This window comes from Kitasatospora sp. NPDC101176 (genome assembly GCF_044768035.1).
GTDB lineage: Bacteria > Actinomycetota > Actinomycetes > Streptomycetales > Streptomycetaceae > Kitasatospora.
Genome location: NZ_JBIWPA010000002.1, coordinates 89,495 through 110,324, shown reverse-complemented (window position 1 = coordinate 110,324; position 20,830 = coordinate 89,495). Strand labels below are relative to the sequence as shown.

Here is a 20,830-nt window from a genome sequence, read left to right as displayed (position 1 = left end):
ATCCGGTCATCGAGGCCTCACCCTGGGCCACATGACTGCAGCAGTACCGATCTGCGCGATCGTCCCGCCGTACGTCCTGGACCGCCTCGCCGAGGCCGGTCACGAGCCCGCCGTCCGCTCCCTCGCACTCGACACCGCGCACCGCGCGGCCCGCCTCGCCCCTCCCCCGCCGCCCGCCGGCGGGGCGGCCCCGAGCCGGGTGATCGCCGACGCCGGTCACAGCCAGCGGCTGCCCGGCCGCACCGTCCGCACCGAGGGCCAGGCCCCGGTCGCCGACCAGTCGGTCGACCACGCCTACGACGGCCTCGGCGCCACCTACGCCCTGTTCTCCGACGCCTACGGCCGCCGCTCGATCGACGACCAGGGGCTGCGCCTGGACGCCACCGTGCACTACGGCCGGGACTACGACAACGCCTTCTGGAACGGCCACCGGATGGTCTTCGGCGACGGCGACGGCGAGATCTTCGGCGACTTCACCGCCTGCATCGACGTCATCGGCCACGAACTCACCCACGGCGTCACCCAGTTCACCGCCGGACTGCAGTACCAGGACCAGCCCGGCGCGCTCAACGAGTCGGTCTCCGACGTCTTCGGCTCACTGGTCAAGCAGTACGCGCTGCGCCAGGACGCCGCCGACGCCGACTGGTTGATCGGTGCCGGCCTCCTCGCCCCCGGCATCCAGGGCGTGGCGCTGCGCTCCATGAAGGCCCCCGGCACCGCCTACGACGACCCCAGGCTCGGCAAGGACCCGCAGCCCGCGCACCTGCGGGACTACGTGGACACCGCCGAGGACAACGGCGGGGTGCACATCAACTCCGGCATCCCCAACCACGCGTTCTACCTGCTGGCCACCGCCCTGGGCGGACCGGCCTGGGAGCGCGCCGGCCGGATCTGGTACGACGCGCTGACGGGCCGCAGGCTGCCCGCCGACGCCGACTTCACCGCCTTCGCCCGGGCCACCGTGGCCGCCGCGCAGGCCCGTTACCCCGACCAGCCGTCGGTGGCGGACACCGTGACGGCCTCCTGGGCGCAGGTCGGGGTCAGCCCGGGCTGACCACCGTCCGGGAGGACGGCCGGCGGGGAGTCGACGAGGGGCCGGAAGGGGGCCCGGAAGGCGCTCGGAGGGGGATCGGCGGCTGGTCGAGCCGGGCTTAAGGTCACGGTCGGGGAAAAGGCCCGGCAATCCCCCTCCCTGCGTAGCACCATGGACACCATGCGTATCCAGGTGACCCGGACCGGCGGCCTCGCGGGGATCGTCCGCCACGCGGAGCTCGACACCTCCGACCGCACGGACGCCCCGCACGTCCACGCGCTCGCCCGCGAGGCCGTCGCGGGCGGGCTGCGGGCGCCCTCCTACGGGGTGCCGGACGGCTTCCACTACGAGATCAGCGTCGACGGCCGCACGGTGCACTGCGCCGACCCGAAGCTCACCGACTCCCAGCGCGAGCTGGTCTCGCTGGTGCTGCGCGAGGGCGCGTAGGCCCGGACGGTGCTGCGCCGCCCGGTGGCCACCCGCCCCCGGGTACGGCGAAGGCCCGCCCGGAGCACTCCGGGCGGGCCCGCCCGGGCCGTCGGCCCGGCCGCGGCTCAGAAGCCGAGCTTGCGCAGCTGCTTCGGGTCGCGCTGCCAGTCCTTGGCCACCTTGACGTGCAGGTCGAGGTAGACCGGCGTGCCCAGCAGCGCCTCGATGTGCTTGCGGGCGGTGGTCCCGACGTGCTTCAGCCGCGCGCCCTTGGCACCGATCACGATGGCCTTCTGGCTCTGGCGCTCGATGTAGACGTAGGCGTGGATGTCCAGCAGCGGGCGGTCCGCCGGGCGGCCCTCGCGCGGGAGCATCTCCTCGACGACGACGGCCAGCGAGTGCGGCAGTTCGTCCCGGACGCCCTCGAGCGCGGCCTCGCGGATCAGCTCCGCGATCATGACCTGCTCGGGCTCGTCGGTGAGGTTGCCCTCCGGGTAGAGCGGCATGCCCTCCGGCAGGAGCTTGGTGAGCAGCTCGGCGACCAGGTCGACCTGCTTGTCGCCGACCGCGGAGACCGGGATGATCTCGGCCCACTCGATGCCCAGCTCGACGCCGAGCTGCTGGATGGCGATCAGCTGCTCGGCCAGCCGCTTGGAGTCGACCAGGTCGGTCTTGGTGACGATGGCGACCTTGGGGGTCTTCTTGATCTCGGCGAGTTCCTTGGCGATGAACTTGTCACCGGGGCCGAGCTTCTGGTCGGCGGGGAGGCAGAAGCCGATCACGTCGACCTCGGCCCAGGTCGAGCGGACCAGGTCGTTGAGGCGCTCGCCGAGGAGGGTGCGCGGCTTGTGCAGGCCGGGGGTGTCGACCAGGACGAGCTGGGAGTCCGGGCGGTGCACGATGCCGCGCACGGTGTGCCGGGTGGTCTGCGGTCGGTCGGAGGTGATCGCGACCTTCGTCCCCACCAGGGCGTTGGTCAGGGTCGACTTGCCCGCGTTGGGTCGGCCCACGAAGCACGCGAAGCCGGAGCGGTACGGGGAGGAAGGGGCACTCATGCGCTCCATTCTCCCTGATCACCGGAGCCCCGCCGTCCGACCCCGCCCGGAACCCGCGACCGGCCGCCGGGGACGGGCCGCCTGCGGGCCGCGAACGGCCCCGGAAGCGGCCCGGGACCAGCCCGGATCAGCCCCGGCGCTCGCCCCTGGCGACGAGGGACATCACGATCAGCAGGACCAGGAAGGCGATGGAGCCCCACAGCCAGAACGGCGAGCCGGTCTCCTGCCACTTGCCCATCCCCATCACGAACAGCAGCAGTCCGGCGAAGAACGCGACCGCCCCCATCTGCCCAGCCCCCTCACCGAGTTCACTCCCCCGGTGAGATTATCTGCTGAACACAGGACGGTGGTCGCCGGACCGTCGCCGCCCCCGCGGAGCCCGGGCCGGCCCCGGCGGGGCTCCGGACGCCCCGTGGGCCCCGACCCCCGAACAGGGGCCCGGGCCGGGAGCCCGGGCAGCCCCCCGGACGGCCCCCGAGGTGCCTCAGCGGGCCTCGACCGCCACCCGCAGCACCCCGTCCACCCCGGCCAGCAGCACCGGCGTCCCGGCCCCGCCGAGGTCCCGGACGGCCGCCAGGTCGGCCTCGGCCGGCTGGTCCGCCTCGCTCACCACGGCGGCCGCCTCCAGCGACTTCGCGCCGCTGGCCACCGCCATCGCCACCGCCGTCTGCAGGGCGCTCAGCCGCAGCGACTCCAGCGCGACCGTCCCGGCCACGTAGGTGCGGCCGGTCTCGTCGCGCACCGCGGCCCCCTCGGCCACGCCGTTGCGGGCGCGGGCCGAGCGGGCCAGGGTGATGATCTTCTTGTCTTCGGGGTCGAGCTCGACGATGTCACTCATGCCGCCGAGCATAGGCGGCCCGCCCCGGGGCCGGTCCGGCGGCCGGTCGCCCGCCCGGCGGAGCGGGCGGACCGGCCCGGGAAGGCTCCGGACTCAGTGCCCCACGGGATTGGGCGGCCCGGGGCGGAGGATCCTGACGAAGGTCTTCGGCCCGTTGGGCAGCGGCTCCTCGTGCCCGGCGCGCTCGCGCCAGTACGGGTTGTCGTGCGGCAGGTGGCTGCTCACCCTGCCGTACATCCCGAAGGTCGTCAGGACCACCCCGAAGACGAACGCGAACAGCACGTTCGCCATCCGGAAGTTGAGGATGTTGGCGTCCGGCCGCCCGAGCACCGTCAGGCCGTAGAAGCCGGAGAGGACGAACAGCACGCCGACGGCCATGTTCAGGTTGGACGCGAAGTTCCCGCCGATCACCGCGCCCACCACCAGGACCGCGCCCGCCACGATGGACAGGATGCTCAGCGCCCCGTTGGTCGACAGCCCGGCGACGTCCGAGCCGTGGGTGGAGAGGAAACCCGGGTGGTCGGCCAGCCCCAGGCACCCGAACACGATCAGGAAGACCCCCCCGAGCCCCGCACCGATCCGCCACACCGTGACGAGCCGGTTGTCGACGGGCAGTTCGTCTTGCAGCTTCATGGCGGCCTCCACCATGGGGTAGTCGGCCCGGCCGTGGTCCAGCCGTCCAGGCGTCACGGCACCGGGCAGTGATCCACAGGGCACCCCCTAGCTGTAGGGGTGGCTCCCCTGCATGTGCGGCACCTCGTGCATGTAGAGCGAGCCGCACTGCTGGCAGCAGCGCAGCCCCGTGCCCCACTCCTGCTCGGGCCGCGTGTCGGCGTCGTCGGCCATGCTGCGGCCGCAGAGCGCCGTCGCGGGGTCGGTCTCGCGTACCACGTGCCAGACCTTGACCCCGCCGGCCGTCCCCTGCGGGCCGTGTTCCGCGCGAAGTTGGTGCGTCATGCCCTCCATGGTCGCTCCGCGACCGCCCGGCCGCTACTCGCCGGACTCCGCCGCCGCCTCCTCGACCTCCCGGACGGGGGTGGCGACCATCGAGCCGATGCGGTTGCGGCGCCCCGCCGAGGACTCGGCGGTCAGCAGGATCCCGGCCAGGCCGGTGCCGGCCGGCTCGGGCAGCGGGATCTCGCAGGCGGAGCCGGGGATCGGCACCCGGCCGAGGTGCTTGGCCAGCAGGCCGCCCACCGTCTCGACGTCCTCGTCCTCCAGCTCGACGCCGAACAGCTCGCCGAGGTCCTCCACCAGCAGCCGGGCGGTGATCCGGTACGAGCCGTCGCCCAGGTCCTCGATCGGCGCGATCTCCCGGTCGTACTCGTCGGTGATCTCGCCGACGATCTCCTCCAGGATGTCCTCGATGGTGACCAGGCCGGCGGTGCCGCCGTACTCGTCGATCACGATGGCCACGTGCGAACGGCGCTGCTGCATCTCGCGCAGCAGGTCCGCGGCCGGCTTGGAGTCCGGCACGAAGACGGCCGGGCGCATCACCGCGCCGACCTCCTCGGACTCCGCCTCGCGGTTGATGTGGGTGCGCCGGACCAGGTCCTTCAGGTAGACGATGCCGACCACGTCGTCCTCGTTGTCCCCGACGACCGGGATCCGCGAGAAGCCCGAGCGCAGCGCCAGGGTGAGCGCCTGCCGGACGGTCTTGTGCCGCTCGATCATCACCAGGTCGGTGCGCGGCACCATCACCTCGCGCACGATGGTGTCGCCCAGCTCGAAGACCGAGTGCACCATCCGGCGCTCCTCGTCCTCGATCAGGTCGTCCTTCTCGGCGAGGTCCACCAGCGCCCGCAGCTCCGCCTCGGAGGCGAACGGGCCCTCGCGGTAGCCCTTGCCCGGGGTCAGCGCGTTGCCGAGCAGGATCAGCAGCCGCGGGATCGGGCCGAGCACGGCCGCCAGCGGCAGCAGCACGAAGGAGGCCGCGGTCGACGTGGTGAGCGGGTGCTGGCGCCCGATCGTGCGCGGCGAGACGCCCACCGCGACGAAGGACACCAGCACCATCACGCCGAACGCCAGCAGGACGGCCTGCCAGGTCGGCTCGACGTTGCGCACGCAGACCACGGTGACCAGCACGGCAGCCGCCATCTCGCTGGCCACCCGGATCAGGGTGGCCAGGTTGAGGTAGCGGATGGGGTCGGAGGCGAGGGTCAGCAGCCGCGCCGAACCGCGCCGGCCGACCCGCACCGCCTCCTCCGCCCGGAACCGGGAGACCCGGGAGATCCCCGCCTCGGCGCACGCGGCCAGCCAGCCGAGGACGACCAGCAGCACGGCACCCAGGATGAAGCTCGTACTCTCACCACTCACAGGGGTTCGGGCTCCGCGCTCAGTGGGTGGTGGGGGCCGGGGAGATGCCGCCGAGGCCGCGGCCCGCCCGCCAGTCGTCGAGGATGCGCTTCTGGAGGGCGAACATCTCCTCCTCCTCCTCGGGCTCCTCATGGTCGTAGCCGAGGACGTGCAGCACACCGTGGACGGTGAGCAGCTGCAGCTCCTCGTCCATCGAGTGCTTGGAGGGGGCGGCCTTGCCCTGCTGCTCGGCGACCTCGGGGCAGAGCACGATGTCCCCGAGCAGGCCCTGCGGCAGCTCCTCGCCCTCCTTGCCGGGACGCAGCTCGTCCATCGGGAAGGACATCACGTCGGTGGGTCCGGGGAGGTCCATCCACTGGATGTGCAGCTCCTCCATCGCCGCACCGTCCACCAGGATCACGGACAGTTCGGACTGCGGGTGGATCCGCATCTTGTCCAGGGCGAAGCGGGCGACGTCGAGGATGGCTTCCTCGTCGGCGTCCCAACCGGACTCGTTGGCGATGTCGATCGACATGACGGGCTGCGTACTCAGCTTTCGGTGCGATGGGACTGGCGGGGTGCGCGGGAGCCGCGCCGCTGGGCGGGCTTGCGGGCGGACGAGGGGTTCTCCTCGGCCTCCTGCCGGGCGTCCCAGCGCTCGTAGGCGTCCACGATCCGGCCGACCAGCTTGTGGCGGACCACGTCGGTGCTGGTGAGGACGGAGAAGTGGATGTCGGGCACGTCGGCCAGGATCTCCTGGACGACCTTGAGGCCGCTGCGGGTGCCGCCCGGGAGGTCGATCTGGCTGGTGTCGCCGGTGACCACCACCCGGGAGTTGAAACCGAGGCGGGTGAGGAACATCTTCATCTGCTCGGGCGAGGTGTTCTGGGCCTCGTCCAGGATGATGAAGGCGTCGTTGAGGGTGCGGCCGCGCATGTACGCCAGCGGCGCGACCTCGATGGTGCCGGCCGCCATCAGGCGCGGGATGGAGTCCGGGTCCATCATGTCGTGCAGCGCGTCGTAGAGCGGGCGCAGGTACGGGTCGATCTTCTCGTAGAGCGTGCCGGGCAGGAAGCCCAGCCGCTCGCCCGCCTCGACCGCCGGGCGGGTCAGGATGATCCGGTTGACCTCCTTGGCCTGCAGGGCCTGGACGGCCTTGGCCATCGCGAGGTAGGTCTTGCCGGTACCGGCGGGGCCGAGGCCGAAGACGATCGTGTGCTTGTCGATCGCGTCGACGTAGCGCTGCTGGTTGAGGGTCTTGGGGCGGATCGTGCGGCCCCGGTTGGACAGGATGTTCGCGGTGAACACCTGGGACGGCGCCGGGCTGTCCGGGTCCTCCGCGGCACCGCGGAGCATGGCGATGGAGCGCTCCACGGAGTCCTCCGTCAGGGGCTGGCCGGTGCGCAGCACCAGCATCATCTCGGTGAAGAGCCGCTGCACGAGCGCGACCTCGGCGCGGGCTCCGGTGGCGGTCACCTCGTTGCCGCGGACGTGGATGTCGGCGGCGGGGAACCCCTGCTCGATCACCCGCAGCAGTGAGTCCGCGGTGCCGAGCAGGGTGACCATCGGGTGCTTCTCGGGGATGACGATCCGGGCGCTGACGCGGCCGTCGTCGGCCGGTTCGGGGCGCGACTGTCCGTTGGTACGGGTCTGCGATGTGTCACTCATAGGTCGGCGCTGGGGCCTGCCTCATCCCATCCGTGGTGTCGTGTGCCGCTCGGTCCTCCGGGGCACCAGGGTACGCCGCGCACGTGATCGCCGCGGCGGGCGGCGGGGCCGCACCCGACGATGCTGCGGCAGATCGCGGGGCGGCGCGAGCCCTTTTCGGCGTGCTCCGCGCGGTTCAGCCCTGCCGCCTCGGCGGGACGGGCACCCGGGCGAGGTCCTCGGCGAGCACCAGGTGCCCGTCGAAGTGCTTGCGGGCGTCGGCCAGGTGCTGCCCGAGGTCCGGGTAGCGCTGGGAGAAGTGGGTCAGCACCAGGGTCCGCGCGCCGGCCTCGGCGGCGACCTTGGCGGCCTGCCCGGCGGTGAGGTGGCCGTGGTCCTCGGCGAGGCGGGCGTCGGCGTCGGTGAAGGTCGACTCGACGACCAGCAGGTCGGTGCCCTCGGCCAGTTCGTGGACGCCGTCGCAGAGCCGGGTGTCCATCACGAAGGCGAAGCGCTGGCCCGGCCGGGGCTCGCTCACCTCGTCCAGGGTGACCAGCCGGCCGTCGACCTCGGTCGCGCCCTCGTGCTGGAGCCGGCCGACCGCGGGGCCGTGGACGCCGAGGGCGGCGAGCCGCTCGGGCACCAGGCGGCGGCCGTCCGGCTCGGACAGCCGGTAGCCGAAGGACTCCACCGGGTGGGAGAGCCGCACGGCGTCCAGGGCGAACCGGGCGCCGGGCGCCGGCAGCGGGCCCGGCTCGTCGATCGGGCGGGGGCGCAGCACGGCCGTCTCGTGGAAGGCGGTGGCGTGCCGCAGCCGCTCGAAGTAGACCTCGCCGGAGGCCGGGAAGTAGACGTCCACCGGGTGGGGGACGCGGTCCAGGTTGATCCGCTGGATCACCCCGGCGAGCCCCAGGCAGTGGTCACCGTGGAAGTGCGTCACGGCGATCCGGGTGATCTGGGTGGCCGAGACCCCGGCGTGCAGCATCTGCCGCTGGGTGCCCTCGCCGGGGTCGAACAGCAGGCCCTCGCCGTCCCAGCGGAGCAGGTAGCCGTTGTGGTTGCGGTGCCGGGTGGGCACCTGGCTGGCGGTGCCGAGGACGACGAGTTCGCGCTGTGACACGGAGAGCCTCAGACCATGCTCTCGGTCATCGGCTTGCCGCCGAGCACGTGGACGTGGGCGTGGAAGACCGTCTGGCCGGCGCCGGCCCCGGTGTTGAAGATCAGCCGGTAGTCCTCGATGCCCTCGTCCCGGGCCACCGCGCCCGCCTCGGCGAGCAGTTCGCCGGCGATCTGCGGCTCCGCGGCGGCCAGCGCGGCGGCGTTCGGGTAGTGGACGTGCGGGATGACCAGGACGTGCACCGGGGCCTTGGGGGCGATGTCGCGGAAGGCGAGCACGCGCTCGGTCTTGCGCAGGACGGTCGCCGGGATCTCGCCCGCCACGATCTTGCAGAACAGGCAGTCGGACTGCGGCTCGCCGGCCATCGGCTACTCCTCGGGTTCGGGTCGCGGGGCGGTACGGCGGCAGCCTAGCCGAGCCGCCCGACCGCCTGCTGGTACTCCTGCAGGTGCTTCCAGCGGACGGAGCGCATCCCGACGATGTCGCCGTCGTCCAGGTCGAAGTCCTCGGACAGCAGGGTGACCGCGAGGAAGACGAAGCCGAGCAGCCAGCGCCGGGTCAGCCGCCAGGTGTTCGGGCGCATGACGCCCTTGCGGCGCACCACCCGCATCGCCAGGATCCCCTTGCCCACGCTGAACCCGGTCAGGCGGGCGAGCACCACCTGGTTGAGGAAGGACGCGGCGAGTCCGACCAGCAGCAGCGCCACGAAGTAGGGCACGGCCGGGCCCGCGGCGTGGGACGCGTGGCCGGCCACCGCGTGCGCGGCGGGCCTGGGACGGCTGGCCGCGTTGGCGGCGACGAAGCCGATGCCGACGGCGAACAGGAAGTCGAGCACGATCGCCAGGAAGCGCCGACCGCCGCCCGCCTCCTTGGGGCAGGGCGGCCGGTGCGCGGCGGGCTGCGGCTGCCCGTACGGCTGCTGGTGGGGCGCCTGCTGGTAGGGCGGGTACGGCGCCTGCGGCGGCTGGGGCTGCTGGTACTGCGGCTGCCCCGGGTAGGGCTGGGCCTGCGGGTTCCGGCCGTGGGCGCCCTGCCCGTACGGGTCCTGCCCGTACGGGTCCTGCCCGTACGGGTTCTGGCCGTGGGCGCCCTGCCCGTACGGGTTCTGGCCGTACGGGTCCGGGTGCTGCCCGTACTGCTGCGGTTGCGGCTGCGGATAGCCCTGTGCCATGTGCTCCCCCGTGAGCTGTGGATGCTCGTTCCCGATCGGGATCGATCAAGAACAGCCCCGCATCCTACTCACCGCCCGGAGCGGGAAGTCGGCCCGTCCGACTTCCCGCTCCGCCGACTCCCGCTCCGCCGGCCTCCCCCGCCCCCGGGTGCGCGGGCGGCCCCGCTACTCCCAGGGCAGCGCGGGCGCCGGCCGGGCCGGGGTCGCGGCGAGGGCCTCCAGCGCGATCCGGACCCCCTCGGCCAGCTGCGGGTCCTCCCCGGCCGCCCACTGGTGCGGGGCGAACGGCACCTCGACGTCCGGGTCGACGCCGTGGTTCTCCACGCCCCAGCCGTAGGTCTCCAGCCAGAACGCGTACTTGGGCTGGGTCACCAGGGTGCCGTCGACCAGCCGGTACCGGCTGTCGATGCCGATCACCCCGCCCCAGGTCCGGGTGCCGACCACCGGGCCGAGGCCGAGCGCCTGGATCGCGGCGTTGACGATGTCGCCGTCCGAGCCGGAGAACTCGTTGCAGAGCGCGACCAGCGGCCCGCGCGGCGCGTCACCGGGGTAGGGCAGCGGGCTGGCGATGTCCCGGGCGACGTCCCAGCCGACGATCCGGCGGGCCAGCTTCTCGATCACCAACTGCGAGGTGTGGCCGCCGCGGTTCTCCCGGATGTCGACGACCACGCCCTCCCGGGCCATCTCCGAGCGCAGGTCGCGGTGGATCTGGGCCCAGCCGGTGGTCTGCATGTCGGGGACGTGCAGGTAGCCCAGGCGTCCGCCGGACAGCTCGCGCACCGCGGCCCGCCGCCCGGCCACCCAGTCGTGGTAGCGCAGCGGCTCCTCGTCGGCGAGCGGCACGACCACCGGGTGCCGCTGGTCGGTGCCGTCCTTTCCGGCCACCGTCAGCTCGACCGGCTGCCCGGCGGTACCGGCCAGCAGCGGGGCCGGGCCGGTGACCGGGTCGACCGGGCGGCCGTTCACGGCCAGGACGGCGTCCCCCGGGCGGACGGCCGCGCCGGGCGCCGCCAGCGGCGAGCGGGCCCGCGGGTCGGAGGACTCGCCGGGCAGGATCCGGGCGATCCGCCACTGGTCGCCGTCCTTGACCAGGTCGGCCCCGAGCAGGCCCTGGCGCCGGGCCGGCTCGGTGTGCAGGCCGTGCGGCATCACGTAGGCGTGCGAGGTGCCGAGCTCGCCGTGCACCTCCCAGAGCAGGTCCACCAGGTCGTCGTGGGAGCCGACCCGGTCGACCAGCGGCCGGTAGCGGTCCAGGACGCCGTCCCAGTCCACGCCGCCCAGGTCGGGGCGCCAGAAGTTGTCCCGCATCAGGCGGCCGTTCTCGTCGAACATCTGCCGCCACTCGGCGGCCGGGTCCACCGTCACCCGCAGCCGGGCCAGGTCGACGGCCACCTCGTCGTCCTCGCCGCCCGCCTTGTGGTCGGCCGGGACGATCCGCAGCTCGCCCTCGTCCAGCACCGCCACCCGGGTGCCGTCCCCGCTGACCGCGAAGGAGTCGAGCCCGTGCACCAGCTGCTCGGCGCGGCGCTTGCGCAGGTCGAAGCGCTCCAGGGTGGGCCGGGGCCGCTCGTCCTCCAGCGAGGCGGCCTCGTCGCCGAGTTCGCCGAGCAGCGGGACCCGGCTCCAGAGCACGCCGTCCTTGACCGCCCGGAGCGAGTCGAAGCGGCCGCCCTCGACCGGGAACGGGACGATCCGGTCGGCGATGCCGTCCAGGTCGACCCTGGTCACCGGCGCGGCGTCGGCGGCGGCCTCCTCGGCGTCCGCCTTCTTGCCGCGCGGCTCGTCCTCGTCCCCGCCGATCGAACGCCCGGCCCGCTGCGGCCCGAACGGCGACGGGGTGTCCGCGGCCAGCGTGATCAGGTACGGGCGGCAGCCGTTGGGGAACGACAGGTCGAAGACGTGCGAGTCGTAGACCGGGTCGAAGTTGCGCACCGACAGGAACACCAGGTAGCGGCCGTCCGCGGTGAACGCCGGCGAGGTGTCGATGAAGCGCTGCTGGGTGGCCTCGCCGACGGTGCGGGTGGCCAGGTTGGCCAGCACGATCTGGCGCAGCGAGTACGGGCCCATCCCCGGTACCGGGCGCGACCACGCCAGCCACGCCGAGTCCGGGCTGAAGGCCAGCCCGCTCACCTCGCCGTCGGTGCTGCGGGCCAGCTCGTGCACGGTGCCGTCGGCGAGCGAGACCAGCAGCACCCGGCCGTCGTGCACGCCGAGCGCCGCCTGCTTGCCGTCCGGCGACACCACCAGGGAGTTCACCCGGCCGAGCTGCCCGGCCGCCAGCCGTCGGCGCTCGGCGCCCTGCACCGCGGGGGCGAACTCCAGGGCGTCCTCGCCCTCGGCGTCGCTGACCCAGAGCACGCCCTGCCCGCCGTCCTCGCCCGGGACGACCCGGGCCAGCCGGGCACGCACGCCCGGCGTCTCGTCCAGCACCCGGGCCGGGCCCTCGCGGTGGGTCAGCCAGTGCACCCCGCCGCGCACCACCACGGCGCTCGCCCGGCCGGTGCGGTCGGGGGCGACGGACTCCAGCCAGTGCGCGGCGTACACCGGGCGCGGGCGGCGGCCGCTGCGCGGACCGGCCAGCCGGACGTCCGGGCGGCGCGCCTCGGCACCGTCCAGGTCGTCCAGCAGCCAGAGGTCGCCGGCCCGGTGGAAGACCACCCGGGTGCCGTCGGTGCTGGCGTTGCGGGCGTAGAAGCCGTCCGGGGAGGTGGTGTGCCGGCGCAGGTCCGAACCGTCGGGGAGGCTGGAGTACAGCTCGCCGACGCCCTCGTGGTCGGAGAGGAAGGCGATCCGCTCCCCCACCCACAGCGGCGAGGAGAGCTGGCCGTCCAGCTCCTCGTGGACGCGGACGAACTCGTCCCGACCGATCCACAGCTTGCCCGCCCGGCCGCCCCGGTACCGCTTCCACCAGGCCGGCTCGCGGTTGTTGACGGTGGCCAGCAGCACCCTCCCCCGGTCCTCGGCCGGGTCGGCACCCGGGCCGTCCGGCTCGAGGGCGAGCCCGCCGACCGGTCCGTACGGCAGCCGCTCCGACGCGCCGCCGTCCAGCGGAACGGCGTGCGCCCAGGTGCGGCGCAGCGTGGCCTCGCCCGCGGTGGTGGTGGCGATCGGGCGGCCGTCCGCCGTCCAGCCCTGCAGCTGGGTCTGGTCGCTGCCCCAGTGGGTGAGCCGGCGGGACGGGCCTCCGTCGACCGGCACCACGTGCACCTCGGGCGCGCCGTCCCGGGTGGAGGTGAAGGCGATGTGCCGCCCGTCGGGGGCGAACCGGGGGTGGTGGACCGGCAGGTGGTCGGCCGTCAGCCGCCAGGCCCGGCCGCCGTCCAGCGGGGCCAGCCAGACGTCGTTCTCGGCGACGAAGGTGATCAGGTCACCGTGCAGATGGGGGTGGCGCAGGTAGGCGCCCGCAGGGGTGCTCAGGGGTTCCGTCACGCGGCCAGCGTAGGCACGTGCGCGTACGACGCGCTCCGCTTTTCGCAGACTCCGGTGCCCGGGCGAGCCGCCCGGTCCGGCCGGTCAGGACCAGCGGCCGGTGCGCCCCAGCAGCAGTGCGCCGGCGGCCACGCCGGCGGTCGAGGTGCGCAGCACCGAGGGGCCCAGCCGGTACGGCCCGGCGCCCGCCTCGGCGAAGGCCGCCAGCTCCTCCGGGGAGACCCCGCCCTCCGGTCCCACCACCAGCACCAGGTCGCCGCCCTCCGGCAGCTCGGCGTGCGCCAGCGGCCGGGAGCCCTCCTCGTGCAGCACGGCGGCGAACGCCGCGGCGGCCAGCACCGGCGCCAGCTGCCGGGTGGTCATCGGCTCGCGCACCTCGGGGAAGCGCAGCCGGCGGGACTGCTTGCCCGCCTCCCGGGCGGTGGCCCGCCACTTGGCGAGCGCCTTGGCGCCCCGGTCGCCCTTCCACTGGGTGATGCAGCGGGAGGCGGACCACGGGATCACCACGTCCACGCCGACCTCGGTCATGGTCTCCACCGCCAGCTCGCCCCGGTCGCCCTTGGGCAGGGCCTGGACGACGACGATCCGCGGCGCCGGCTCCGGTTCCCGGCGCACCGCCGCCACCGCGACGTCGATCGCGTCCTTGCCGAGCACCTCGGCGACCGTGCCGTCCACGCCCAGGCCCAGGCCGTCGGCGAGGGTCACCGCCTCACCGGCGGTCAGCCGCTTCACCGCGGCCGCGTGCCGCCCCTCCGGCCCGTCCAGGCGCACCACGGTGCCGGGCGCGGCGGCGGCGATCCGCTCGGTCTCGACGACGAAGACGGGGGCGGTCATGCGGGGAACCTCCGGTGGTGGGGCGGAGCGGGGGCGCTCCGGCTGGGCGGGCACGCGAAACCGGGCGGGCACGCGAAAGGGGTGCCGGGCGGATCCCCGGCACCCCCGCGCGGACGGCTACCGGCCGTTGAACGCGTCCTTCAGGCGCGAGAACAGGCCCTGCTGGCCCGGCGCGAACTGGCCGGCCGGCCGCTCCTCGCCGCGCAGCACCGCGAGCCGGCGCAGCAGCTCCTCCTGCTCGGCGTCGAGCTTGGTCGGCGTCTGCACCTCGACGTGCACTATCAGGTCGCCCCGGCCGCCCCCGCGCAGGTGGGTGATGCCCCGCCCGTGCAGCGGGATCGACTGCCCGGACTGCGTGCCCGGCCGGATGTCGACCTCCTCCAGCCCGTCGAGGGTCTGCAGCGGCACCTGGGTGCCGAGCGCGGCCGCCGTCATCGGGATGGTGACGGTGCAGTGCAGGTCGTCCCCGCGCCGCTGGAAGACGGTGTGGGTGGTCTCGGCGATCTCGACGTACAGGTCGCCGGCCGGGCCGCCGCCGGGGCCGACCTCGCCCTCGCCGGCCAGCTGGATCCGGGTGCCGTTGTCGACGCCCGCCGGGATCTTGACGGTCAGGGTGCGGCGGGCGCGCACGCGGCCGTCGCCGGCGCACTCCGGGCACGGGGTCGGCACGACGGTGCCGAAGCCCTGGCACTGCGGGCAGGGGCGGGAGGTCATGACCTGGCCCAGGAAGGACCGGGTGACCTGGGAGACCTCGCCCTTGCCGCGGCACATGTCACAGGTCTGCGCGGAGGTGCCGGGGGCCGCGCCCTCGCCGCTGCAGGTGGTGCAGGTGACGGCCGTGTCGACCTGGAGCTCCTTGGTGGTGCCGAACGCGGCCTCCTCCAGGGTGATCTCCAGCCGGATCATGGCGTCCTGCCCGCGCCGGGTCCGCGAGCGCGGTCCGCGCTGGCCGGCCGCGGCGCCGAAGAAGGCGTCCATGATGTCCGAGAAGCCGAATCCGGCCGCACCGGCGCCGAAGCCGCCCGCGCCCGCGCCGCCGCCCGGGGACAGCGGGTCGCCGCCGAGGTCGTAGACCTGGCGCTTCTGCGGGTCGGAGAGCACCTCGTAGGCGGCGTTGATCTCCTTGAACCGCTCCTGCGTCTTCGGGTCCGGGTTGACGTCCGGGTGCAGTTCGCGTGCCAGGCGCCGGAACGCCTTCTTGATCTCGTCCTGCCCCGCATCCCGTCGGACGCCGAGTACCGCGTAGTAGTCCGTGGCCACCAAATGCTCCGCTTGTTCCGCCTGTAGAAGTGCTGCGACTGGACACCGCCGTTACCCGTGCAACGGCGGTCGATTGCTACGACTCGGCCAGGATCTGACCCACGTACCGCGCCACCGCACGCACCGCCCCCATTGTGCCCGGATAGTCCATCCGGGTCGGACCGATCACACCCAGTTTGGCCACGCTCTCGTCGCCCGAACCGTAACCGACCGACACCACCGAGGTGGAATTCAGCCCCTCGTAGGCGATCTCGCGCCCGATCCGGACCGTCATCCCGGCGTCCGCGGTCTCACCCAGGAGGCGGAGCAGGACGACCTGCTCCTCCAGGGCCTCCAGCACCGGCTGGATGGTGAGCGGGAAGTCGTGGCCGAAGCGGGTCAGGTTGGCCGTGCCGGCCAGCATGATCCGCTCCTCGTTCTGCTCGGCGAGCGCCTCGAACAGCGTCGCCAGGACGGTGGTGACGGTCGGCCGGTCCGCCTGCTCGAACATCGCCGGGAGCTCCTCCAGGAACCCCGGCACGTCCGGCAGCCGCTGGCCGGCGGCCCGCGCGTTGATCCGGGCCCGCAGGTCCGCCAGGACCGTCTCGCCGACGGTGCCCGGGCAGTCCACCATCCGCTGCTCGACCCGGCCGGTGTTGGTGATCAGCACCAGCATCACCTTGGTCGGGGCGAGGGCGACCAGCTCGATGTGCCGGACGGTGGAGCGCGACAGCGACGGGTACTGCACCACCGCGACCTGCCGGGTCAGCTGCGCGAGCAGCCGCACCGTGCGGGCCACGGTGTCGTCCAGGTCGACGGCGCCGTCCAGGAAGTGCCGGATCGCCCGGCGCTCGGGGGCGCTCATCGGCTTGATCTCGGCGAGCTTGTCGACGAACAGGCGGTAGCCCTTATCGGTGGGGATGCGCCCGGCACTGGTGTGCGGCTGGTGGATGTAGCCCTCCTCCTCCAGCGCCGCCATGTCGTTGCGCACGGTCGCCGGGGAGACCCCGAGGTTGTGCCGCTCCACCAGGGCCTTGGAGCCGACCGGCTCCTCGGTCCCCACGTAGTCCTGGACGATCGCGCGGAGCACGGCGAGCTTGCGGTCGTCCAGCTGGCGGATCTCACCGGCCATGGGGCACACACCTCCGTCTTCGCACGTTGTCCGTCTGTGTCACAGATGCTGCCGACCGCTCCGGGAAGGCCCCGGATCCGGTGACCGCCCTGGCACTCTGAACCTACGAGTGCCAGAACCGTACCTGCCAGTGTAAGGCCCGGGCCTTGAGGCAGGAACGGCCCGGCCGGAGTGATCCTGCCCGCAGTTCCCGGCGCGGGGGTGGTGCCGTGGGGCCGTCCGGGTGGCAGCATCGGAAGCGACGGCGAATGGAGGAGCAAGCGATGTCGAGCTCGGGCCAGCACACCCGTTTCGCGCCCGACCGCGGTCTGACCGGCCGCATGGTCGTGACGATGTTCGTGATCGGGTTGCTGTACGTCGGTTTCACCGGCCTGCTGATCGCGCTCCTGCGCGGCGCCTGGCCACTGATCGTCCTCATCTCCGGCGGGCTGTTCGTGGCCCAGTTCTGGTTCAGCGACAAGATCACCGAGCGGGCGATGGGCGCCCACCAGGTGAGCCCGGAGCAGTACCCGCAGCTGCACGGCACCATCGACCGGCTCTGCGCCCTCGCGGACATGCCCAAGCCCCGGGTGGCGGTCGCCGACAACGACATGCCGAACGCCTTCGCCACCGGCCGCAACCCGCAGAACGCCGTGGTCTGCGTCACCACGGGGCTGCTGCGCCGGCTGGAGCCCGAGGAACTCGAAGGGGTCCTCGCCCACGAGCTGTCGCACGTCGCCCACCGGGACGTCGCGGTGATGACCGTCGCCGGGTTCCTCGGCGTCCTCGCCGGCGCGATGACCCGGATCGCGGTGTACGGCGGGTTCATGGGCGGCGGCCGCAACAACAACGACCAGAACGCGGCCATCGTCGCCCTGATCATCCCGCTGGTGTCGATGGTCGTCTACGCCATCAGCTTCCTGCTCACCCGGCTGCTCTCCCGCTACCGGGAGCTCGCCGCCGACCGCGCCGCCGCCCAGCTCACCGGCCGGCCCAGCGCCCTGGCCTCCGCCCTGACCAAGGTCACCGGGCAGATCGCCGCCATCCCCAGCAAGGACCTGCGCCAGGCCCAGCCCTACAACGCCTTCTACTTCGCCCCCGCGCTCGGCGCCCGGGAGACCGCCGCCCAGCTGTTCTCCACCCACCCGACGCTGGAGAAGCGGCTGGACCAGCTGGCGAAGATCTCCGAGCAGCTCGGCCGCTGACCGCGGGGCTCCCCCGCCCACCGCCGAACCCGCCCACCACCGACCCGCCGCCTCGGCCCGCCGCCCCTCCGACCCGCCACCCCTCCGCCTCGACGCGAAAGGACCACCGTGGGAATCCTGGACGCCCTGTTCGGCCGCACCAAGCCCGTCAAACCCGACCTCGACCAGCTGTTCGGCGTGCCGTCCGCCGCCCTCACCCTGGAGGCCGGGGCCGGGTTCACCCCCACCGGGCTCGGCTCGGTGTGCTTCGCCGCCGTCGAGGGCGCGGCCTTCGGCCAGGTCGAGCAGCAGGTGCGGGAGCTGCTGGACGCCGACACCGAGCGCGGCGGCGTCCCGGTGGAGGCCTCCAAGGACGGCTACGGCTACTCCTGGCTGCTCGCCCGGCACACCCCCGAGGAGCTGCCCGAGCTGGTGAACGACCTGCACGCGGTCAACAGCGAGCTGGAGGGGAACGGCTTCGGGCCGCAGCTGCTCTGCTCGCTGGTGGGCTTCCGCGACCCGCAGGGCCGGTCGCTCGCCCTCGTCTACCTGTACAAGCGCGGCACCTTCTACCCCTTCGCGCCGATGCCCGGCGGCGGCGAGCGGCGCAACAGCCCGCTCGAACTGCAGGTGAACGCCCTGCTCGGGAACGACCTGCGGCTGGAGAAGGACCTCAGCCGCTGGTTCCCGGTCTGGGGCGCGCCCGGACTCTGACGGTCCGTCCGCACTCCCTATAGTCGCCTGCATGCGCAGCCGCCAGTACGGACCCGACCTGACCCCGCCGTGGAAGAAGCAGACCCCCGCCCCGGAGGTGCCGGCCGACCGGGACCTGGTCGTCGAGGAGGCGGCCACCGGCTTCTGCGGCGCGGTGGTGCGCTGCGAGAAGACCGCCGAGGGCTTCACCGTCACCCTGGAGGACCGCTTCGGCAAGCACCGGGTGTTCCCCCTGGTGCCGCGCGGCTTCCTGCTGGACGGCCGGGTCGTCACCCTGGTCCGCCCGGCCGGCCCCGCCCCCGCCCGCACGCCCGGCCGCACCGCCTCCGGCTCGGTCGCCGTCCCCGGCGCCCGGGCCCGGGTGGCGCGCGAGTCGCGGATCTACGTCGAGGGCCGGCACGACGCCGAACTGGTCGAACGCGTGTGGGGCGACGACCTGCGCATCGAGGGCGTGGTCGTCGAGTACCTGCAGGGCGTGGACGACCTGCCCGCGATCGTCGCCGAGTTCGCCCCCGGCCCCGGCCGGCGGCTCGGCGTCCTGGTCGACCACCTGCTCCCCGGCACCAAGGAGCACCGGATCGCCGCCCGGGTCACCGGCGACGCCGTCCTGGTCGTCGGCCACCCGTACGTCGACGTCTGGCAGGCCGTGAAGCCCTCCTCGGTCGGCATCCCCGCCTGGCCCGACGTCCCCCGCGGCGAGGACTGGAAGCAGGGCACCTGCCGCCGCCTCGGCTGGCCGGCGGACACCCCCGCCGCCTGGAAGCACATCCTGTCCCGGGTGAACAGCTACAAGGACCTGGAGCCCGAGCTCCTCGGGCGGGTCGAGGAGCTCATCGACTTCGTGACCCTCCCGGATCAGGAGTAGGTCTGGAACTCCGAGGTGTCGAGCGTGATGCCCAGCAGATCCAGCTCGATCGGATCGCCGAACTTCGTGGTCCGCTCGGCCCAGTACACCGGGGCGCCGGAATCCGTGTCGGTGGTCAGATCCGTCAGGAGCACGCACACGCCCTTGAGCGGATCGACGATGAGGTAGGCCGGGATCCCGCCTTGCGCGTACATCTCGCGCTTGGTCCGGTAGTCACGGTGCACGCTGGTCCTGGACACCACCTCGACCACCACGGTCACCGCGGAGGCTGCCAGCAGACGCCCTGCCTCCGGGACGACGCCCCGCTCGAACACGACCAGGTCCGGTTGGGGCTCGCTGGCCTCGCCGGAGATGATCAGGTCCTGGGTCTGGAGCGCCCTCCACCGGGTGTAGGGGGTCTGGTGCTGAATCGCGGAGACGATGAGGTTGCGGACCATGTCCGGCCCGGCCATCATCACGATTTCCCCCCTGATGAGCTCGGCCTTGACGCCTTCCGGGACCTCCAGGTTCTCGAAGATCCCCGTCATCCGGTCATCGATGGCGGTCACTGCGCGCTCCCTCCGACGGCTGACACCACGTTAACGGCCGTCAGTCCACCAGGTCACGCACGACCGCGTCGGCGAGCAGCCGGCCCTGGAGGGTCAGGGTGGCGCGGCCGTCGGCGTACGTCCCCGCGGCGAGGAGGCCGTCGGCGAGGTGGCGGTCGGCGGCCCGGCGGCCCGCGGCGGTGAGCAGCTCCAGGGGGATGCCCTCGGCGAGGCGCAGTTCCAGGAGGACGCGTTCGACGCGGCGGTCCTCCTCGGTGAGGACCTCGCGGGCCTGCGCGGGGGTGCGGCCCTCGGCGAGGGCCTGCGCGTAGGCGGCCGGGTGCTTGGCGTTCCACCAGCGCACGCCGCCGACGTGGCTGTGCGCGCCGGGGCCTGCGCCCCACCAGTCGGCTCCGGTCCAGTACAGCTCGTTGTGGCGGCAGCGGCCCTCCGGGGTGGTGGCCCAGTTGGACACCTCGTACCAGGAGTAGCCGGCGGCGGCGAGCGCCTGCTCGGCGATCAGGTAGCGGTCGGCGTGCACGTCGTCGTCGATCATCGGCAGTTCGCCGCGCTTGACCCGGGCGGCCAGCCGGGTGCCCTCCTCGACGATCAGGGAGTAGGCGGAGACGTGGTCCGGTCCGGCGCCGATCGCCGCGTCCAGGGAGGCCCGCCAGTCGTCGTCGGACTCGCCCGGGGTCCCGTAGATGAGGTCCAGGTTGACGTGCTCGAAGCCGGCCCCGCGGGCCTCGGCGACGCAGGCCTCGGGGCGACCGGGCGTGTGGTGGCGGTCGAGCAGCTGCAGGACGTGCGGGCGGGCGCTCTGCATGCCGAAGGAGATCCGGTTGTAGCCGCCCTCGCGCAGCTCCGCCAGGTAGGCCGGGTCGACGGACTCCGGGTTGGCCTCGGTGGTGACCTCGGCGTCCGGGGCGAGCCCGAACTCCTCGCGCAGCGCGGTGAGCATCTTCACCAGGTCCCGGGCGGGCAGCAGGGTGGGGGTGCCGCCGCCGAGGAAGACCGTCTGCACGGGGAGGTCGACCGGGCCGAGCACCTTGCGGGCCAGCCGGATCTCGGCGACCACGTTGTCCGCGTAGGTCTCCTGGGAGGCGACGGCCCCGGAGGAGCGCAGCTCGGTGGCGGTGTAGGTGTTGAAGTCGCAGTAGCCGCAGCGGCTGGCGCAGTACGGCACGTGCAGGTAGAAACCGAACGGCCGCTCGCCGAGCCCGGTCAGGGCGTGCGCGGGCAGGGAACCGTCGGACGGCACCGGATCGCCGTCGGGGAGTGCGGAGGGCATGACCCCATTGTCCCGTACGGCCCGGGTGTCCCGTGCGGCCCGCGCACCCCG

Annotated in this window: 22 protein-coding genes; 5 read left to right on the top strand and 17 right to left on the bottom strand. The window is 73.5% G+C overall.

Features of this window, described 5'->3' with window-relative positions; translation table 11 throughout:
- The first annotated feature begins 31 nt into the window (after positions 1-31).
- Positions 32-1,054: a M4 family metallopeptidase gene (locus tag ACIRS1_RS03230; protein WP_360210150.1), complete on the top strand. Its 1,023-nt coding sequence runs from the start codon at positions 32-34 to the stop codon at positions 1,052-1,054.
- A 159-nt stretch (positions 1,055-1,213) separates the two neighbouring features.
- Positions 1,214-1,480 (top strand): protealysin inhibitor emfourin, encoded by a 267-nt coding sequence (locus ACIRS1_RS03225; RefSeq protein ID WP_360210152.1) that lies wholly within the window; start codon positions 1,214-1,216, stop codon positions 1,478-1,480.
- A 107-nt stretch (positions 1,481-1,587) separates the two neighbouring features.
- Here the strand turns inward: ACIRS1_RS03225 and era are convergent, their stop codons facing one another.
- From era to hrcA, 15 genes are all read right to left on the bottom strand, one after another.
- Positions 1,588-2,517: a GTPase Era gene (gene era / locus ACIRS1_RS03220; protein WP_360210154.1), complete on the bottom strand. Its 930-nt coding sequence runs from the start codon at positions 2,515-2,517 to the stop codon at positions 1,588-1,590.
- A gap of 127 nt (positions 2,518-2,644) precedes the next feature.
- Complete coding sequence (locus tag ACIRS1_RS03215) at positions 2,645-2,803, bottom strand: hypothetical protein (RefSeq protein ID WP_360210156.1); 159 nt, start codon at positions 2,801-2,803, stop codon at positions 2,645-2,647.
- Between the two features lie 198 nt (positions 2,804-3,001).
- Positions 3,002-3,355, bottom strand: coding sequence for a cytidine deaminase (locus ACIRS1_RS03210; protein WP_402836428.1), 354 nt, complete (start codon positions 3,353-3,355; stop codon positions 3,002-3,004).
- 93 nt (positions 3,356-3,448) lie between these two features.
- A complete protein-coding gene (locus tag ACIRS1_RS03205; protein ID WP_402836426.1) occupies positions 3,449-3,988 on the bottom strand; it encodes a DUF4383 domain-containing protein in 540 nt (179 codons plus the stop codon).
- A gap of 87 nt (positions 3,989-4,075) precedes the next feature.
- Positions 4,076-4,312, bottom strand: a complete 237-nt coding sequence (locus ACIRS1_RS03200) for a hypothetical protein (protein ID WP_360210162.1) — start codon at positions 4,310-4,312, stop codon at positions 4,076-4,078.
- Between the two features lie 33 nt (positions 4,313-4,345).
- Positions 4,346-5,671: a hemolysin family protein gene (locus tag ACIRS1_RS03195; RefSeq protein ID WP_387897663.1), complete on the bottom strand. Its 1,326-nt coding sequence runs from the start codon at positions 5,669-5,671 to the stop codon at positions 4,346-4,348.
- 19 nt (positions 5,672-5,690) lie between these two features.
- The gene (ybeY, locus tag ACIRS1_RS03190; protein WP_030061268.1) at positions 5,691-6,185 is read right to left on the bottom strand and encodes an rRNA maturation RNase YbeY; all 495 of its coding nucleotides are present in this window, start codon (positions 6,183-6,185) and stop codon (positions 5,691-5,693) included.
- Between the two features lie 14 nt (positions 6,186-6,199).
- On the bottom strand, positions 6,200-7,318 hold the full coding sequence (locus tag ACIRS1_RS03185; protein ID WP_387897660.1) for a PhoH family protein: 1,119 nt from the start codon (positions 7,316-7,318) through the stop codon (positions 6,200-6,202).
- Positions 7,319-7,493: 175 nt separating this feature from the next.
- Positions 7,494-8,417 carry a ribonuclease Z gene (locus tag ACIRS1_RS03180; protein ID WP_360210166.1) on the bottom strand — a complete coding sequence of 308 codons (924 nt, stop codon included), beginning with the start codon at positions 8,415-8,417 and terminating at the stop codon, positions 7,494-7,496.
- Positions 8,418-8,425: 8 nt separating this feature from the next.
- The gene (locus ACIRS1_RS03175; protein WP_360210168.1) at positions 8,426-8,779 is read right to left on the bottom strand and encodes a histidine triad nucleotide-binding protein; all 354 of its coding nucleotides are present in this window, start codon (positions 8,777-8,779) and stop codon (positions 8,426-8,428) included.
- Between the two features lie 44 nt (positions 8,780-8,823).
- The gene (locus tag ACIRS1_RS03170) at positions 8,824-9,585 is read right to left on the bottom strand and encodes an RDD family protein (RefSeq protein ID WP_402836422.1); all 762 of its coding nucleotides are present in this window, start codon (positions 9,583-9,585) and stop codon (positions 8,824-8,826) included.
- 165 nt (positions 9,586-9,750) lie between these two features.
- Positions 9,751-13,014: a PDZ domain-containing protein gene (locus ACIRS1_RS03165; RefSeq protein WP_402836420.1), complete on the bottom strand. Its 3,264-nt coding sequence runs from the start codon at positions 13,012-13,014 to the stop codon at positions 9,751-9,753.
- 84 nt (positions 13,015-13,098) lie between these two features.
- Positions 13,099-13,848 carry a 16S rRNA (uracil(1498)-N(3))-methyltransferase gene (locus tag ACIRS1_RS03160; protein ID WP_402836418.1) on the bottom strand — a complete coding sequence of 250 codons (750 nt, stop codon included), beginning with the start codon at positions 13,846-13,848 and terminating at the stop codon, positions 13,099-13,101.
- A gap of 117 nt (positions 13,849-13,965) precedes the next feature.
- Positions 13,966-15,108, bottom strand: a complete 1,143-nt coding sequence (gene dnaJ, locus ACIRS1_RS03155) for a molecular chaperone DnaJ (RefSeq protein WP_360210176.1) — start codon at positions 15,106-15,108, stop codon at positions 13,966-13,968.
- Positions 15,109-15,184: 76 nt separating this feature from the next.
- Positions 15,185-16,219 carry a heat-inducible transcriptional repressor HrcA gene (gene hrcA / locus ACIRS1_RS03150; protein ID WP_360210178.1) on the bottom strand — a complete coding sequence of 345 codons (1,035 nt, stop codon included), beginning with the start codon at positions 16,217-16,219 and terminating at the stop codon, positions 15,185-15,187.
- A gap of 263 nt (positions 16,220-16,482) precedes the next feature.
- Between hrcA and htpX the strand changes: the two genes are divergently transcribed.
- The 3 genes from htpX (at position 16,483) to ACIRS1_RS03135 (ending at position 18,961) form a co-directional block, all read left to right on the top strand.
- Complete coding sequence (htpX, locus tag ACIRS1_RS03145; RefSeq protein WP_360210180.1) at positions 16,483-17,403, top strand: zinc metalloprotease HtpX; 921 nt, start codon at positions 16,483-16,485, stop codon at positions 17,401-17,403.
- A gap of 108 nt (positions 17,404-17,511) precedes the next feature.
- Complete coding sequence (locus tag ACIRS1_RS03140) at positions 17,512-18,096, top strand: hypothetical protein (RefSeq protein ID WP_360210182.1); 585 nt, start codon at positions 17,512-17,514, stop codon at positions 18,094-18,096.
- A 31-nt stretch (positions 18,097-18,127) separates the two neighbouring features.
- Positions 18,128-18,961: a DUF3097 domain-containing protein gene (locus ACIRS1_RS03135; RefSeq protein WP_402836416.1), complete on the top strand. Its 834-nt coding sequence runs from the start codon at positions 18,128-18,130 to the stop codon at positions 18,959-18,961.
- Here ACIRS1_RS03135 and ACIRS1_RS03130 read toward each other — a convergent pair.
- Positions 18,952-19,509 (bottom strand): Uma2 family endonuclease, encoded by a 558-nt coding sequence (locus ACIRS1_RS03130; protein WP_402836414.1) that lies wholly within the window; start codon positions 19,507-19,509, stop codon positions 18,952-18,954. The two genes, ACIRS1_RS03135 and ACIRS1_RS03130, sit on opposite strands and share 10 nt — an antisense overlap.
- A 40-nt stretch (positions 19,510-19,549) precedes the next feature.
- Entirely contained in the window at positions 19,550-20,779 is a 1,230-nt protein-coding gene (gene hemW / locus ACIRS1_RS03125; RefSeq protein ID WP_387897648.1) for a radical SAM family heme chaperone HemW, read from the bottom strand.
- Between the last annotated feature and the right edge of the window lie 51 nt (positions 20,780-20,830).

Excerpts from the sequence above, each read along its gene's own strand:
- ybeY (WP_030061268.1), bottom strand. The coding sequence starts at position 6,185 with ATGTCGATCGACATCGCCAACGAGTCCGGTTGGGACGCCGACGAGGAA.
- ACIRS1_RS03230 (WP_360210150.1), top strand. The coding sequence starts at position 32 with ATGACTGCAGCAGTACCGATCTGCGCGATCGTCCCGCCGTACGTCCTG.
- hemW (WP_387897648.1), bottom strand. The coding sequence starts at position 20,779 with ATGCCCTCCGCACTCCCCGACGGCGATCCGGTGCCGTCCGACGGTTCC.
- ACIRS1_RS03210 (WP_402836428.1), bottom strand. The coding sequence starts at position 3,355 with ATGAGTGACATCGTCGAGCTCGACCCCGAAGACAAGAAGATCATCACC.
- ACIRS1_RS03225 (WP_360210152.1), top strand. The coding sequence starts at position 1,214 with ATGCGTATCCAGGTGACCCGGACCGGCGGCCTCGCGGGGATCGTCCGC.
- era (WP_360210154.1), bottom strand. The coding sequence starts at position 2,517 with ATGAGTGCCCCTTCCTCCCCGTACCGCTCCGGCTTCGCGTGCTTCGTG.
- ACIRS1_RS03200 (WP_360210162.1), bottom strand. The coding sequence starts at position 4,312 with ATGACGCACCAACTTCGCGCGGAACACGGCCCGCAGGGGACGGCCGGC.
- ACIRS1_RS03215 (WP_360210156.1), bottom strand. The coding sequence starts at position 2,803 with ATGGGGGCGGTCGCGTTCTTCGCCGGACTGCTGCTGTTCGTGATGGGG.
- ACIRS1_RS03160 (WP_402836418.1), bottom strand. The coding sequence starts at position 13,848 with ATGACCGCCCCCGTCTTCGTCGTCGAGACCGAGCGGATCGCCGCCGCC.
- ACIRS1_RS03175 (WP_360210168.1), bottom strand. The coding sequence starts at position 8,779 with ATGGCCGGCGAGCCGCAGTCCGACTGCCTGTTCTGCAAGATCGTGGCG.
- ACIRS1_RS03135 (WP_402836416.1), top strand. The coding sequence starts at position 18,128 with ATGCGCAGCCGCCAGTACGGACCCGACCTGACCCCGCCGTGGAAGAAG.
- hrcA (WP_360210178.1), bottom strand. The coding sequence starts at position 16,219 with ATGGCCGGTGAGATCCGCCAGCTGGACGACCGCAAGCTCGCCGTGCTC.
- htpX (WP_360210180.1), top strand. The coding sequence starts at position 16,483 with ATGTCGAGCTCGGGCCAGCACACCCGTTTCGCGCCCGACCGCGGTCTG.
- ACIRS1_RS03185 (WP_387897660.1), bottom strand. The coding sequence starts at position 7,318 with ATGAGTGACACATCGCAGACCCGTACCAACGGACAGTCGCGCCCCGAA.
- ACIRS1_RS03205 (WP_402836426.1), bottom strand. The coding sequence starts at position 3,988 with ATGAAGCTGCAAGACGAACTGCCCGTCGACAACCGGCTCGTCACGGTG.
- ACIRS1_RS03170 (WP_402836422.1), bottom strand. The coding sequence starts at position 9,585 with ATGGCACAGGGCTATCCGCAGCCGCAACCGCAGCAGTACGGGCAGCAC.